The following is a 13,088-nucleotide window of genomic DNA, read 5'->3' on the forward strand; positions in this document are numbered from 1 at the left end:
TTATTAGAATGTATTGTATTTCAGATTATCTGAAAGAAAAGTGCTTATACTATTAAATTTAGATAAGACAGTTTTGATAGAAAGGATAGAAATAATTTTAAATAATAAGAAACGAGAATAAAAACATGAATAAAAAAACAATAATAATATCCGCTATCAATTTCAGTGAAGGCGGACCTTTAACAATATACAAGGAATGTTTAAAATGCCTTGAGGAAAATTTTCTGAAAGAGTACAAAGTAGTAGCTTTAGTTCATGATAAAAGCTTATTTTCAGAATATGAAGGAAAAATAGAATTTATGGAATTTAAGGATTCTAAAAAAAGTTACTTAAAAAGATTATATTATGAATATATTTATTTTAAGAAACTGTCAGAAAAATTGAAACCTTATTTATGGCTTTCATTACATGATATGACACCAAATGTAGCAGCAGATAAAAGAGTTGTATATTGTCATAATCCAATGATGTTTTATAAAATGACAAAAGAAGAAAGAAAAAAATCATTTAAATTATTTCTTTTTTCAAAATTTTATAAATATATCTATAAAATGAATATAAAGAAAAATAACTATGTTATTGTTCAGCAGGATTGGATAAGAAAAGAATTCAAAAAAGCTTTTGGGATAGAAAATATCATTGTTGCACATCCGGAAGTTAATCTGGAAGCTTTGAAAATAGATAAAAATATTGAAATTGAGAAAAATAGCTTTGTTTATCCCAGCTTTCCAAGAGTTTTTAAAAATTTTGAGGTAATTTGCAAGGCAGCTGAAATTCTGGAGAATAAAAATATTAAGAATTTCAAGGTTTATCTGACAATAGATGGCAGTGAAAATGTTTATTCAAAAGAAATAGTCGAAAAATATAATGAACTGGAATGTGTTAAATTTGTTGGGCTACAGTCAAGGGAAAATTTAATGAGATACTACAATAAGACAGAAGCAGTCATATTTCCTTCTAAAATTGAAACATGGGGATTACCAATTACAGAGGCAAAAGAGTTTAAGAAAAAACTGATTTTAGCAGATTTACCTTATGCACACGAAACATTGGGAAACTATGAAGAAGTATTTTTCTTTAATCCTGATTCAGCTGAAGAACTGGCTTCAAAAATGGAATCAGTTATCGCAGAAAAAGATACTAGTTTTGATGGAAATATATGTAAGGAGATAGAACAGCCTTATTGTAATAGTTGGAAAGAACTTTTTGAGATAATTTTAAAAAAATAATATGGAGAGAAATATGAAAAAATGTATGATATATTTTGGGTTCAATAATCCTCTGAAATTTAAAAGAGGGGTAGAAAATGTAATTTTATTTCAGGCTCAATCCTTAGGAAAAAATATAGAGAAATATTATATTTTTTTTGATGATGAAAACGTTGAATTTAACTGGAATGGAATAAACTGTATTGGAATAAAAAAGAATAAATTCAGATTTATCAGTTTAAATAAATTAATAAGTAAAAAGTTTAAAAAGAACAACTATATCATACATTCTCATAATTATCTTATGAGTTTTTTTCTTTTAAAAAAAACAGACATTTTTACAGTTCATGATGGACTTTACTATCAATCTGGTGCAGTAAATCATAAACTACAAAATTTATTTAAGTATATTGAAAAGAAAGTTTATAAAAAATCAGGATTAGTACATTTTATTTCAAAATTTACAAAAGAAAAATCTTTATATAGGGGAGATAATTTTAAAATCATATATAATACAACTCCTTTTGAAAAAATTGATTTAAAATATTCATCCAAAGTTAACTGGGAAACAGATAAAATTAAGATTTTTACAGTTCGGAGCATTGAAGAAAGAGCAAATATTGATTTACTAATAGAATTAGCAAAAAGAAAAAGAAATTATGATATTAAAGTAGCTGGAAAAGGACCTTTATTAGAAAAATATAGGGAGAAGATAAGAAAAAATCAGTTGAAAAATATTGAATTATTGGGGTATATCCCAGATGAAGAAGTTAGAAAATTCTATGAAACGGCTGATTTGGTAACTGTTCTGGCAAAATATGGCGAAGGATTTGGATTACCAATAATAGAAGGATATCTTTATAATAAGCCGGTTTTTGCTTCAGATATTTGTGCTATACCGGAAATTATAATAAATAAAGATTTTTTAGTAAAAAATAATGCTGAAGATTTAGAAAGCAAAATAGAAAAGTATTATGAAGAACTTCCGGTTTATAATTTTAAAAAGTACTATGAAGAAAATTTTTCTTATGATAAAATATTAGAAAAATATAGACAGATGTATGACAAGTTTTTTAAAATTTAAAAAGAAAGTTGGGAAATAGAATGAAGAAAATATCATTAGAACTACAATGGGCAGTTGGGAAAAAAACAGGAGTAGGATGGTATATATATAATATAGTTAAGGAATTAAGTAAATCAGATAAAAATGATTATATAGCTGAATTTATTAATTTTATGGGAAGGCACGATGTAAAGAGTCAGATAGACTATGATATAAAAATAAAGCAGAATAAACTGCTTACTTATACAATGTATAATTTTTTAACAAAAAAAATGAATATAAGCCATAATCTTATTTTAGGGACAAAATCAGATATCTATCATTTTTTTAATTTTACAATTCCTAAAAATATAAAAGGAAAAGTAATAGTTACTATTTATGACACTGTATTTTTTTCAGCTCCTGAAACTATGGGGGATATGAAAGCTATTAGTGAATATAAATATGCTGCTGAGAGATCAGATTTAATTTTAACTATTTCAGAAAGTGCAAAATCAGATATTATTAAACATTTTAATGTAGATGAGAAAAAAATAGAAATTGTAACACCAGGAATTGATTTAGAGAAGTATTTACATAATTATACAGATATGGAACTTGAAAATGTTAGAAAAAAATATAAATTACCAGAAAATTATATTTTATATTTAGGAACAATAGAACCTCGAAAAAATATAGAAAGAACAATAAAAGCTTTCATAAAATATAAAAAAGAAGTTAAGGATGATTTGAAGTTTGTAATTGTAGGTGGAAAAGGATGGAAATATGATAATATTATGAAATTAATAGAATCAATGGGAACAGATATTATACTTACAGGTTATATTGATGAAGAAGATAAAATTCCTATTTACAAACTTGCACAGATTTTTGCATTTCCATCATTGTACGAAGGCTTTGGAATGCCAGTTCTAGAGGCTATGGCTGCAGGAGTCCCTGTAATTACTTCCAATGTATCATCTTTACCTGAAGTTGCAGGAGATGCCGCAATTTTAGTTAATCCTTTAAATGAAGATGAAATTTTTGAAGCGTATAAAAAGATTTTATCAGATAAAAAATTACAGTTGGAAATGATTGAAAAAGGGTTAGAACAAGCAAAAAAATTTGAATGGAAAGAATCAGCAAAAGTACTTGAACAAATTTATGAAAAAATGTAATAAAAATCATTATGGAAGGGTAGAACATGGAAAAGTCATTTTATGAATTGTGGAAATTGGGAATTAACTTAATTAAAACAAAAATATTTTTTCCAAAAGCCAGATTAATTCGTTTTCCGTTTGATATAAGAGGGAAAAAATATATAAAATATGGAAAAGATTTTACTACTGGTGTTGGATGTAGGATAGAGGCTTATAATTTTAATAATGAAAATTCAGGAATAAAAGCTCCTCAATTAATTATTGGAAATAACGTTCAAATAAATGACTATGTCCATTTATCTTGTGCAGAGTCACTTATTATAGAAGACAATGTATTAATTGCCAGTAAGGTTTATATTTCTGATTTAAATCATGGAAATTATTCTTCTTTAAAAAGCTTAGAGCATTCATGTCCCAATGAAATAGTAAAGGATAGAAAAATTTTTACAAAACCTGTAAGAATTTCTGAAAATGTCTGGTTAGGAGAAAATGTTACAGTTTTAGCAGGTACAACTATTGGAAAAAATTCTATAATTGGAGCGAATGCTCTAGTTTCAAAAGATGTACCAGAAAATTGTATTGCTGTTGGAAATCCTATAAAAATAATAAAAAAATATAATTTTGAAACAAAAGAATGGGAAAAAATATAAAATTTTTAAAATATTTAAGTTGTTAAAATTAGTTTAAAAGATTACAATTTTACTAAGTAAAAACAGGGAGGAGGCTTCTGTATGTATGATTTTACAGCTTGTATAGTAACTTATAATACTAATCTGGAAGATTTGTCTCAGATTATAAGTTGCTTTCAAAAAACAAAATTAAAATTTAAACTATGGATATCAGATAATTCTGAAGAAGATACGCTGAGAAGTTTTATAAATAATTTTTCGGATGATAGAATAGAATATATCTTTAATAATTCAAATAATGGATTTGGATCAGGTCATAATGTCGTGTTAAAAAAATTAATGGATAATAACTTCAAAGAAAAAGCAGAATTTCATATAATATTGAACGCTGATATAACTTTTGAGGAAAATACCATTGAGAAAATGGTTGATTACATGAGAAAAAATCCTGAAATTGGGCAGATAGGACCGAAAATATATGAATCCAGTGGAGAGGTTAACAAATCCTGTAGGTTATTACCTACACCATTAAATTTAATATTCAGAAGATTTTTTCCAATAAAATCTATTGTAGATAAAATGGATTATAATTATGAGATGAGATGGTGTGATTATAACTCAATAATGGAAGTTCCAATTCTATCTGGATGTCTTATGTTTATAAGAACAGATATTTTGAAAAATGTTGGAATGTTTGATACTAGGTATTTCATGTATATGGAAGATTATGACTTATGTAGAAGAATTGGACAAAAATATAAAGTGATATTTTATCCTGAAGTAGAGATAATTCATGAACATGGAAAAGCATCCTATAAAACAAGAAAAATGATGATGGCACATATAAACTCAGCTATAAAATATTTTAATAAATGGGGATGGTTTTTTGATAATGAAAGAAAAACAAGAAATAAGGAATGTATAAAAAAATATAAAAAATAATTCAGTTTGGTGAATATTCGATTAGGAGAATAAATGAAACAAAAGGTTTTAGTAACAGGAGCTAATGGCTACATAGGAAAAAATGTTATAAGTTATTTATTAAATAATAATATTGAAGTAGTAGCTGCTGATATTTCTTTAAATAAAATAAGTGATAAAGTAAGAAAAATAGAAACTGATATATTTGCAAATACAGACTATCTTTTTTCTAATTTAGAGAATGTGAAGACCTGTATTCATTTAGCATGGAGAAATGGTTTTGTACATAATTCCATTACTCATCTTGAGGATATTTCATTACATTATAAATTTTTAAAGCAAATATATGAATCTGGTATAAAAAATATAAATGTTATAGGAACTATGCATGAAATTGGATACTGGGAAGGAGAAGTTGATAACAATACTAGTACTAATCCTATTTCTTTTTATGGTATAGCAAAAAATAGCTTGAGACAATCTTTGAAAATATTAGAAGAGGGCGATAAGGAATTATTAATAAAATGGCTTAGAGTATTTTATATACAAGGTGATGATAGGAATAATAATTCTATTTTTTCTAAAATATTACAAAAAGAAGAAGAAGGTGCTAAAACTTTTCCATTTACTACAGGAAAAAATAAATATGACTTTGTTAATATAGAGATATTAGCAGAGATGATTTCAAAAGCGGCTTTACAAACTGATATAACTGGAATTATAAATTGTTGTTCCGGTAAACCTGTAAGTTTAAAAGAAAAAGTTGAATCATTTTTAAAAGAAAATAACTTAAAAATAAAATTAGAGTATGGTATATTTCCAGATCGGGTTTATGATTCTCCTGCCATATGGGGAAATAATAATATAATATCAGAAATAATGAAAAATGAGTAAAAAAAGATTTATGAAGACTAATTTTTCAGAGTATTAAATTAATCTAGTTAAAAACAATAGAATATCTATAATTTTGTACAAATCAAAATATAAATGAGGTTATCTCAAAAGAAAAATATATTTTTCCATTTCAAGACAACCTCATTCTTTATTTCGAAGTAGTATTTTTTCTATTACTACATACTAAAATCATATTTCTTTATGAATTCCAGCAGAGCCTTACACCCTTTGACCACATCATTGTAAGTTGTGTCAAAATCATCAGTGTACCACGGATCAAGAATATCCCTATCCTCCCCCGCATACTCAAGAAGACGGTTTACCCTTCCTGAATGTCTATTACGGAGAAATTTCTCAATATTTATAATATTGCTTTCATCCATTCCTATAATATAGTCTGCTGACAGGTCATCATCATTTAAAATACGGGAATACATTCCAACAGTGCTTATCCCTTCCCTTGCAAGACGTTCCCTTGTACCTCTGTGGACAGGATTTCCGTGTTCCCAGGAACTTGTGGCGGCTGAATCAATATAAATCTGCTGATTTAATCCTTCAGTATCGACCATTTTTCTGAAAACAGCTTCAGCCATTGGTGAACGGCATATGTTTCCAAGACAGACAAATAATACCTGTACCATTATTCAACTCCTTTCATTTCTAGAAAATTTTATTGTGTTATTTATTTTTATTACTTCTAATTATCATTCTATAATCTTTTCCCACAAACACTTATTTCAGCTTACCGAATACTTTTCCAATACTGTCATGAATAACAAGGTTTGCATAATTGTCCTGGGACGTAACTGATTTATTAATAAGTATAAGATTTTTACCTCTGAAGTACTGAATCAGTGAAGCTGCAGGATATACAACGAGGGAAGTTCCGCCAATAATAAGGGTATCTGCCTGTGTTAGATGATAAATGGCTTCCTCAAAGATTGTCATATCAAGGCTTTCTTCATACAGCGTAACATCAGGTTTAATAATTCCGTCGCATTCAGGACAGTGTGGAACAGGATTACAAAGTTTTAAAAACTCATCAAGACCATACTTCTTGCCACATGACATACATGTATTCTTGGCAACGGAACCATGTAGTTTAAGTACCTTCCTGCTTCCGGCCATTTCATGAAGGCTGTCAATATTCTGGGTGATTACAGCAGTCAGCTTACCCTTCTTTTCAAGTTCTGCCAGATAGTAGTGGGCAGGATTTGGCTCTGCATCAGGATAAATCAGATGTTTCTTGTAAAAATCATAAAATTCTTCAGGATATTTCAGATACATTGTATGGGAAACAAGTTCTTCCGGCGAGAAATGCCTGTCAAGTTTAATGCTGTACAGCCCATCGGCACTTCTGAAGTCAGGAATTCCAGATTCCGTAGATACTCCTGCCCCTCCAAAAAATACAATTTTATTGCTGTTATCAATTATTTCCTGAAGTTTTTCTATTTCATTCATATTTTTCTCCTATATAAGCCGTGGTTTTTGTAAAAAAGTCCACAGCAGATAAAACTGAATAGAGATATTGTGTAATTATAAAATATTAATAATACACTCTGTAATTGTGTATATTTAACTACAGATATTTCAGTTTTCCTTTAAAATCTTCCAATGTTTTATAACCTTTTTCATCCATTATTTCCTTAAGTTCATGTGTAACTCTCGAAAATACTTCAGTTCCTTCCTTTTCAAGCGAAGTTCCAATCTGAATCATGCTCGCTCCACACAGGATATGCTCAAATGCATCACGGCCTGTAAGAACTCCTCCTGTACCGATAATCTGTATAGATGGATTTAAACGCTGATAGAAGGCGTGTACGTTTGCCAATGCAGTAGGCTTTATATATTGCCCTCCAATTCCTCCAAAACCGTTTTTAGGCTTAATTACGACACTCTCATCGTTGATTACAAGTCCATTTCCGATACTATTTACACAGTTCACAAATGTGAGAGGAAATTTATTGAAAACAGCGGCTGCCTGATCAAAATGTACAATATCAAAATATGGTGGCAACTTTATTCCTAGTGGTCTGTCAAAATATTCAAACACTTCCGAGAGAATCTGTTCAGTAGTCTGCAGATCATATGCCAGCTGAGGTTTTCCAGGCACATTCGGGCAGGACAGGTTCAGTTCTGTCGGACCTTTGAATCCACTATCAAGGACTTTTTTCATTAATATATGGATTTCTTCAGAAGACAGTCCTGTCATCGACAGAAAGAATGTACGCTCAGAAAGTCTTTCCTGCAGTTCCAGAAGATATTCAAGATAGTAGTCAATTCCAAGATTTGGAAGTCCCATAGAATTTATGCATCCAAGCTCAGTGTCGTAATAACGTGGCTGAGGGTTACCTTCTCTAGGATTTAATGTGGCACTTTTTGTTACAAAAGTTCCCGCTTCAGAGTGAATCATTTTCTCCAGCTCATTACGGTCATAGCAGCACACTCCTGCGGCATTCATAAGACAATTTTCAAATTCATACTTTCCTACATGTGTTTTTGTTGATGACATTTTAGAACCTCCTGGGTTTTTGTTGGTGTTATTAGAATATACTTTAATTTTATCAGAAAAAGAGACTTTTTTCAATTTTAAATCGTTGGAGATTTATAATAACTTTATTATTGATATAAAGAGAATAACTATCATTGTTTTGTTCATTGCATTTTTTTATACTTTGTGTTAATCTTTATTTATAATAGGAAATAAATCAAATTTTTATAATTAGTGTATACGAGAAGAATTAAATTATAGAATTAGAGGGGGAAAGATTTTATGAATAATGAAGTTATTCTTTATAAAGATGGTGAACTGGAACTTCCGGTGGAAGTAGCTCCTGACAAGGAAACTGTGTGGTTAAAAGTAGAAGAAATGGCAAAGCTTTTTGATAGAGACCGTTCTGTAATACAGAGACATATCAAAAATATATTTAAAGAAAATGAATTGGAAGAAAGCTTAACTTGTGCAAAATTTGCACAAGTTCAAAATGAAGGTGACAGGTCTATCGAAAGAACTTTTAATTACTACAATCTTGACATGATTATCTCTGTCGGATATAGGGTAAAATCTCCAAGAGGTATTGCTTTTAGAAAATGGGTTGCATCTAAATAATATTTTGATTTTTTTGTTATAACTAAAAAAAATAGAAACTGAACTCAAAATTTTAATCATTTTGAGACAGCCCCATGATAATAGTGATTTTCTACCAGTATACATTATTCATCCAACATCAATTTTCCCTTTTTAGCTTTATCTTTTAGACGTTTCATTTGTTCTTTTTCTATCTGTTGAATACTTTTTTCCGGAACAGGTAAATCTTCAGGCATAGTGCCACCTATTTTTTCAATGGCACTTCTAACTTCTTTTCCCACTGAATAGTGAACTTTTGTTGCTGATTCTGCCCCTTCAATTTTATCTTTTCTTAGTTTTTCTTCTGTTTGTGAAATTCTAAATAAATTGGCAATAAGTTCAGTGCTTCCCATGTAATCTAGAATTTTTTGTCTTGCAGTCAAGCCCTTTCTGTCATGGATATCTTCCACATCTAAGCCACCATACAGTCCCATATATCCTGCATTTTGGAATACAGAGAATTCTTCGTTTGTAATAACTCCTGCATTGTGTGCTGTCTCAACTAAAAGTTGATTCCATTGTTTTATGTCTCCGCGAACGACAAGCCTCCTTCTATCTTCATTAAGCCGATTAAAATGGTCTGCTACTTCCTGACGATATGTTTGTATAGCGAAATATGTCTGACCAAATGCGATGATTTCTTTTCTTGGATCACCATTTTGTACAATTAAATAGCAAGCATATCTTGTAAGCTCATAATCTTTAATAGACTTCCTTGTAGCTCCTGCTTCCACGATTTTGCTGACCTCAGCAAAATCGTATGTTATTTCATGACCGCTATTTTCACAAGCAATCATCGCTCTATCAATGACCTTTTGAAAATTTCTCCATTGAGAATAATCAAGTACATCAGCAAGTTCTCTTGCACTCCAGTACTCTCTTCCATCTTTTCTGACATATTTTATATCTTCAAATTTTTTATATTCTTTTGCTTTCAAATTTGACATGTTATGCCCCCCCTTTTGTAATAATATTTTCATTTAAGAAAATTGATTGTATTGTTAAATACTTACTATTAGTAATTTTTCAATTGATATTACATATGCTAACTCTATTAAATCAGAAGCAAAAGGTAAATTGTTCGTAATCCTTAAGTATTAAATACTTATTTATCTGATTTATAACTATCTTACCGAACTATACTTTATTCCCACTCAATAGTTCCCGGTGGCTTAGAAGAAATATCATACACAATTCTGTTTATTCCATTTACTTTGTTTATAATCTTGTTTGACACTTCCTCAAGGAATTCATAAGGCAGTTTTGACCATGTGGCAGTCATAAAGTCGATAGTATTTACTGAACGGATTGCAGCCACATATTCGTATGTTCTCTGGTCGCCCATTACTCCTACAGTTTTCACAGGAAGCAATGTTACAAATGCCTGATCCACCTTTCCATAAAGACCTTTTGCCATAAGCTCATTAATAAAGATGTCGTCAGCTTCCTGAAGTATTTTTACCTTGTCAGGCGTAACTTCTCCGATAACTCTTATTCCAAGTCCCGGTCCCGGGAATGGGTGTCTGTTTATAATTGTGTCTGGCAGTCCTAATTCATGCCCAACTTTTCTTACTTCATCCTTAAATAATTCTTTTAGAGGCTCAAGAAGTTCAAATTTAAGGTCTTCAGGCAGTCCTCCTACATTGTGGTGAGATTTTATAGTATGAGAAGGTCCTTTTATAGACTGTGATTCAATAACATCAGGGTAGATTGTTCCCTGTGCAAGGAATTTTGCCCCTTCCTGTCCTTTAAGTTTTCTAATTTCTTCATTGAACACTTCAATAAATTCATTTCCAATAATTTTTCTCTTGGCTTCAGGCTCATCCACACCTTTAAGCTTATTAAGGAATCTGTCTTTTGCGTCAACGAACACAATATTCAGGTCAAAATGCTCCTTATAGTATTCAAGGACTTTCTTTCCTTCATCCTTTCTCAGAAGCCCTGTATCCACAAACATACATGTAAGCTGCTTTCCTATTGCATTGTTAATCAGAACGGCAGCCACAGAAGAGTCCACCCCTCCTGAAAGTGCAAGAAGTATATGCTCGTCTCCTACAGTTTCTTTTATTGCTTCTGTTTTTTCCTGTATAAAGTTTTTGATTTTCCAGTTTTTCTCACATTTACATATATTGAAAACAAAGTTTGAAATTATTTCAGTTCCACATTCAGAATGAACTACTTCCGGGTGAAATTGCAGTGCATAAATACCATTATTGTTTGTAATGGCTGCAATTGATGAATCTGTTCTGGCAATAATTTCAAAACCTTCAGGAAGTACAGTAATATGGTCATTGTGGCTCATCCATATGCTTGAAGTTTTTGGAATATCCGAAAGAAGCGGATTCTTGTCATCCAGTACTTCCAGAATTGCCTTTCCAAATTCTCTTGATTCAGCCTTCTCAACTTTTCCACCGTTAAGATGTGTGATAAGCTGCATTCCATAACATATTCCCAATATAGGAATTCCTAAATCAAAAACTGCCTTATCTGCAGTAGGTGAATCTTTTTCATAAACTGAGGCAGGACCTCCTGAAAAGATTATCCCTTTGACTTTATCTTCTCCATTCTTAATCTGTTCAATGTCAACCATAGGCACGATTTCACAGTAAACTTCCATTTCCCTGATTCTTCTGGCAATAAGCTGGCTGTACTGCGAACCGAAGTCGACAATTATGATTTTCTCTTTCACAATTTCACCTCTATCTATAATTTTTTTATTAATTACTAATAAATTATATATTATTTCATGTTAGAAATCAATAATAATAAAAGAAAGAACTGCCTTAAAATAGAAAATTTATAAGAAACGTGTGCAAAAAATGATATTTACGAATTCTTTAAAATTTTACAATAAAAAATATGAAATGAGCAGTAGAAAAAATGAATTGTCTGAGCCATCGGCGAGTTTTCATTTTTTCTAAAGCAAATGATTATTTTTTATGAGTAAAATTTTTATAAATGAATAAATTCATTTTTTGCTGTATTCCTTATTTTTCTATTTTAAGACAGCCTGTTTTCTTTTATTATCATTGATTATGTCATTATTTTAGTTTGGTCTTTTCCATCATCTTCAAACACAAAATATTCAAGAACCTTAAGTTTTACTTCTTCCCCTATCTTCAGAGTATCGTAAGTGGAAGCCCTTGCAGTAACTCTTAAAATATTTCCGTTTCCAACTTCAACCCTTAAGTCATTGCAGTCTCCAAGGTAGAATTTTGAAAATACTTTTCCTGTCAGTTCTCCATCTTCTGCAAGCATTACATTTTCAGGTCTTATTGCCACTATGACATCCTTCGTGTAAGAACTTGTATTAGGAAGAGTCTGACCATTACTGTTGTTTAAGAGAATATTTCCATTTTCAACTTTTCCCTTTATGAAATCTACCTTTCCTACAAAGTTTGCAACAAACACATTTTTAGGACGTGAATAGATTTCCTGAGGAGTTCCCACCTGCTGAACTTCCCCTTTGTTAATAAGCACTATTCTGTCACTCATTGTCATTGCTTCTATCTGGTCGTGGGTTACATAAATAACTGTAATTTTAAGTTTTTTAGTTATTTCCTTGATTTCATATCTCATTTCTTCCCTAAGTTTCGCATCAAGGTTTGATAAAGGTTCATCCAGAAGAAGTATTTCAGGATGTGCTACAAGAGCTCTTCCTAAAGCAACCCTCTGCTGCTGTCCTCCTGACAGTTCTGAAGGGAATCTGTCCTTGTACTGTTCAAGGTGGACAGTTTTAAGAGCCTGAGTGACTCTTTCATCTATTTCTTTTTTACTAGTTTTCTTAATTTTTAAAGGGTATGCAATATTATCGTACACATTCATGTGAGGCCATACAGCATATGACTGGAATACCATTCCTATTTCCCTTTTTTCAGGAGATACAAAATTATCTTTTCCTGATACAGGTCTGTCGCCTATATAGATTTCTCCGCTTGTGGGTTTTTCAAAACCTGCTATCAGTCTTAGCATAGTAGTTTTTCCACAACCTGAAGGACCTAGCAGTGTTATGAATTCCCCGTCTTCAAATTTCTGGCTGAATTCCTGTAAGACCTGAATGTCTCCAAATGATTTTGTTACCCCTGTTATTGTTACCGAAGCCATATT

Annotated in this window: 13 protein-coding genes; 7 read left to right on the forward strand and 6 right to left on the reverse strand. The window is 30.6% G+C overall.

What is annotated here, in order from left to right; translation table 11 throughout:
- Positions 1-125 precede the first annotated feature (125 nt).
- The 6 genes from HMPREF1984_RS10600 (at position 126) to HMPREF1984_RS10625 (ending at position 5,854) form a co-directional block, all read left to right on the forward strand.
- Positions 126-1,229 carry a glycosyltransferase gene (locus tag HMPREF1984_RS10600; protein ID WP_021768005.1) on the forward strand — a complete coding sequence of 368 codons (1,104 nt, stop codon included), beginning with the start codon at positions 126-128 and terminating at the stop codon, positions 1,227-1,229.
- A gap of 13 nt (positions 1,230-1,242) precedes the next feature.
- Positions 1,243-2,292: a glycosyltransferase family 4 protein gene (locus HMPREF1984_RS10605; RefSeq protein WP_036100629.1), complete on the forward strand. Its 1,050-nt coding sequence runs from the start codon at positions 1,243-1,245 to the stop codon at positions 2,290-2,292.
- Positions 2,293-2,312: 20 nt separating this feature from the next.
- Entirely contained in the window at positions 2,313-3,428 is a 1,116-nt protein-coding gene (locus HMPREF1984_RS10610; RefSeq protein WP_021768007.1) for a glycosyltransferase family 1 protein, read from the forward strand.
- 26 nt (positions 3,429-3,454) lie between these two features.
- The gene (locus HMPREF1984_RS10615; protein ID WP_021768008.1) at positions 3,455-4,060 is read left to right on the forward strand and encodes a DapH/DapD/GlmU-related protein; all 606 of its coding nucleotides are present in this window, start codon (positions 3,455-3,457) and stop codon (positions 4,058-4,060) included.
- Positions 4,061-4,141: 81 nt separating this feature from the next.
- Positions 4,142-4,981 (forward strand): glycosyltransferase family 2 protein, encoded by an 840-nt coding sequence (locus HMPREF1984_RS10620; RefSeq protein WP_021768009.1) that lies wholly within the window; start codon positions 4,142-4,144, stop codon positions 4,979-4,981.
- 33 nt (positions 4,982-5,014) lie between these two features.
- Positions 5,015-5,854, forward strand: a complete 840-nt coding sequence (locus HMPREF1984_RS10625; protein WP_021768010.1) for an NAD(P)-dependent oxidoreductase — start codon at positions 5,015-5,017, stop codon at positions 5,852-5,854.
- A gap of 176 nt (positions 5,855-6,030) precedes the next feature.
- Here HMPREF1984_RS10625 and HMPREF1984_RS10630 read toward each other — a convergent pair whose 3' ends face one another.
- The 3 genes from HMPREF1984_RS10630 to HMPREF1984_RS10640 all read right to left on the reverse strand — a co-directional run bounded on the left by HMPREF1984_RS10630 (position 6,031) and on the right by HMPREF1984_RS10640 (position 8,366).
- The gene (locus tag HMPREF1984_RS10630; RefSeq protein ID WP_036100631.1) at positions 6,031-6,495 is read right to left on the reverse strand and encodes a low molecular weight protein-tyrosine-phosphatase; all 465 of its coding nucleotides are present in this window, start codon (positions 6,493-6,495) and stop codon (positions 6,031-6,033) included.
- A gap of 91 nt (positions 6,496-6,586) precedes the next feature.
- Entirely contained in the window at positions 6,587-7,315 is a 729-nt protein-coding gene (locus HMPREF1984_RS10635) for an NAD-dependent protein deacylase (protein WP_021768012.1), read from the reverse strand.
- 118 nt (positions 7,316-7,433) lie between these two features.
- Complete coding sequence (locus HMPREF1984_RS10640; protein ID WP_036100633.1) at positions 7,434-8,366, reverse strand: dihydroorotate oxidase; 933 nt, start codon at positions 8,364-8,366, stop codon at positions 7,434-7,436.
- Positions 8,367-8,627: 261 nt separating this feature from the next.
- Between HMPREF1984_RS10640 and rhuM the strand changes: the two genes are divergently transcribed.
- Positions 8,628-8,963, forward strand: coding sequence for a RhuM family protein (rhuM, locus tag HMPREF1984_RS10645; protein ID WP_021768014.1), 336 nt, complete (start codon positions 8,628-8,630; stop codon positions 8,961-8,963).
- Positions 8,964-9,067: 104 nt separating this feature from the next.
- Here the strand turns inward: rhuM and dinD are convergent, their stop codons facing one another.
- The 3 genes from dinD to HMPREF1984_RS10660 form a co-directional block, all read right to left on the reverse strand.
- Entirely contained in the window at positions 9,068-9,928 is an 861-nt protein-coding gene (gene dinD, locus HMPREF1984_RS10650) for a DNA damage-inducible protein D (RefSeq protein ID WP_036100636.1), read from the reverse strand.
- A gap of 197 nt (positions 9,929-10,125) precedes the next feature.
- Complete coding sequence (guaA, locus tag HMPREF1984_RS10655; protein WP_304412281.1) at positions 10,126-11,673, reverse strand: glutamine-hydrolyzing GMP synthase; 1,548 nt, start codon at positions 11,671-11,673, stop codon at positions 10,126-10,128.
- A 341-nt stretch (positions 11,674-12,014) separates the two neighbouring features.
- Positions 12,015-13,085, reverse strand: coding sequence for an ABC transporter ATP-binding protein (locus HMPREF1984_RS10660; protein ID WP_021768017.1), 1,071 nt, complete (start codon positions 13,083-13,085; stop codon positions 12,015-12,017).
- Between the last annotated feature and the right edge of the window lie 3 nt (positions 13,086-13,088).

Origin of the sequence: Leptotrichia sp. oral taxon 215 str. W9775 (assembly GCF_000469505.1) — a bacterium.
GTDB lineage: Bacteria > Fusobacteriota > Fusobacteriia > Fusobacteriales > Leptotrichiaceae > Leptotrichia_A.

Bases quoted from the DNA above. Each gene is read 5' to 3' on its own strand.
- HMPREF1984_RS10600 (WP_021768005.1), top strand. From the start codon at position 126: ATGAATAAAAAAACAATAATAATATCCGCTATCAATTTCAGTGAAGGC.
- HMPREF1984_RS10605 (WP_036100629.1), top strand. From the start codon at position 1,243: ATGAAAAAATGTATGATATATTTTGGGTTCAATAATCCTCTGAAATTT.
- HMPREF1984_RS10610 (WP_021768007.1), top strand. From the start codon at position 2,313: ATGAAGAAAATATCATTAGAACTACAATGGGCAGTTGGGAAAAAAACA.
- HMPREF1984_RS10615 (WP_021768008.1), top strand. From the start codon at position 3,455: ATGGAAAAGTCATTTTATGAATTGTGGAAATTGGGAATTAACTTAATT.
- HMPREF1984_RS10620 (WP_021768009.1), top strand. From the start codon at position 4,142: ATGTATGATTTTACAGCTTGTATAGTAACTTATAATACTAATCTGGAA.
- HMPREF1984_RS10625 (WP_021768010.1), top strand. From the start codon at position 5,015: ATGAAACAAAAGGTTTTAGTAACAGGAGCTAATGGCTACATAGGAAAA.
- HMPREF1984_RS10630 (WP_036100631.1), bottom strand. From the start codon at position 6,495: ATGGTACAGGTATTATTTGTCTGTCTTGGAAACATATGCCGTTCACCA.
- HMPREF1984_RS10635 (WP_021768012.1), bottom strand. From the start codon at position 7,315: ATGAATGAAATAGAAAAACTTCAGGAAATAATTGATAACAGCAATAAA.
- HMPREF1984_RS10640 (WP_036100633.1), bottom strand. From the start codon at position 8,366: ATGTCATCAACAAAAACACATGTAGGAAAGTATGAATTTGAAAATTGT.
- rhuM (WP_021768014.1), top strand. From the start codon at position 8,628: ATGAATAATGAAGTTATTCTTTATAAAGATGGTGAACTGGAACTTCCG.
- dinD (WP_036100636.1), bottom strand. From the start codon at position 9,928: ATGTCAAATTTGAAAGCAAAAGAATATAAAAAATTTGAAGATATAAAA.
- HMPREF1984_RS10660 (WP_021768017.1), bottom strand. From the start codon at position 13,085: ATGGCTTCGGTAACAATAACAGGGGTAACAAAATCATTTGGAGACATT.